Source organism: Streptomyces sp. NPDC097129, assembly GCF_055668065.1.
In genome coordinates this window covers 1-1,215 of sequence record NZ_JBVOQE010000080.1, presented here as the reverse complement: position 1 = coordinate 1,215, position 1,215 = coordinate 1, and the positions used below count along the sequence as shown (strand labels likewise).

The window sequence follows — 1,215 nt, the reverse complement described above, 5'->3', positions numbered from 1 at the left end:
TGCTCCTACCATGCTCCAATCTGCGCCCATTCCGCAACATTGTGAGAAGAAACCGCAGGGACGAGAACGGCTGTTCCCAGCCAAGACCCCTCTGCGGATCTGCAATGTTGTGCCAGAATCCGCACATGGCCACTGCACAGACGCCACCGCCGGTTCTCAGGCGGCGACTTGGGGGCTTGCTGCGGCACTACCGGCGGGCATCCGGCATGACCCTCGCGCAGGCCGCGGGCATCCTCAACTGGGAGAACACGCGCCTGAGCCGTGTAGAAACCGGCCAGTACCAGATCAAGCCCGACGAAGTCTCAACGCTCCTGCAGTCGTTCGGCATCGACGATGCCGAGACCATCACCGAAGTGACCCGCGTCATCAATTCCGGGCACCGCGCCTGGTGGGCCGCCTACGCCGACATCCTGCCGAAGACCTACGCGGACAGCATCGCCCTGGAGTCCGAGGCCGTGACGATCCGCTGCTACTTTCCGCAGCTCATTCCGGCCTTGCTGCAGACACCGGCCTACGCACACGCCATCATCTCCAGCTCGCCCCGGGCCGCGACCCAGAAGACCGCGACCGCGCTCGTCCAGGTGCGGCAGGCCCGCAAGGAGATCCTGACCCGTCCAGCCGGCCCCATCGAACTGCGTACGGTGATTGACGAATCCGCCCTGTATCCGCGGGCGGGCGCTGCCTCGGACCTGATGCGCGACCAACTCCTCAGCCTGCTGGACATGTTGGAGCGAGACAACATTTCCCTTCACGTCATGCCGCTGGACGCACCCCTTCACTCGGGCCTGACCAGCAACATGACGATCATGGACTTCCGACGCCCCTGGCCCTCGCTGGTCACCGTTGACCACACCCGAGGCGGGGTCTTTCTTGAGGAGCCGGAAGACGTGACCGCTTTTGCAGAGGTGTTCGACGCTGTCTGTGAAGCGGCTTTGCCCACTGACGAATCACGCGATGTGATCAAGAAGTACATGAAGGGAACACCACATGCCTGAAACGGCCGTGGTCCGCGCTACCGACCTGCCAGGAGCGGCCTGGTTCAAGTCTTCATACAGCGGCTCCGACCAGTCACAATGCGTTGAGGTCGCAGACGTCCGGTCGGCCCTTGGCCGGATCGCCGTCCGGGACTCGAAGAACCCCCAGGGCCCCGCGCTCCTCTTCTCACCCGGCCACTTCGCCGCGTTCACGGCCGGCCTCCACACCAACGCCTAAACG

The 1,215-nt window shown here is 64.1% G+C and carries 2 protein-coding genes; both read left to right on the top strand.

Going from position 1 to position 1,215, the window contains the following annotated elements; translation table 11 throughout:
• Nucleotides 1-125: 125 nt before the first annotated feature.
• Nucleotides 126-995 (top strand): helix-turn-helix domain-containing protein, encoded by an 870-nt coding sequence (locus tag AC0B9F_RS38250; RefSeq protein WP_472010434.1) that lies wholly within the window; start codon nucleotides 126-128, stop codon nucleotides 993-995.
• Nucleotides 988-1,212: a DUF397 domain-containing protein gene (locus tag AC0B9F_RS38245; RefSeq protein ID WP_472010432.1), complete on the top strand. Its 225-nt coding sequence runs from the start codon at nucleotides 988-990 to the stop codon at nucleotides 1,210-1,212. Before AC0B9F_RS38250 ends, AC0B9F_RS38245 begins: the two co-directional genes overlap by 8 nt.
• Nucleotides 1,213-1,215: the final 3 nt, after the last annotated feature.

Bases quoted from the DNA above. Each gene is read 5' to 3' on its own strand.
- AC0B9F_RS38250 (WP_472010434.1), top strand. From the start codon at position 126: ATGGCCACTGCACAGACGCCACCGCCGGTTCTCAGGCGGCGACTTGGG.
- AC0B9F_RS38245 (WP_472010432.1), top strand. From the start codon at position 988: ATGCCTGAAACGGCCGTGGTCCGCGCTACCGACCTGCCAGGAGCGGCC.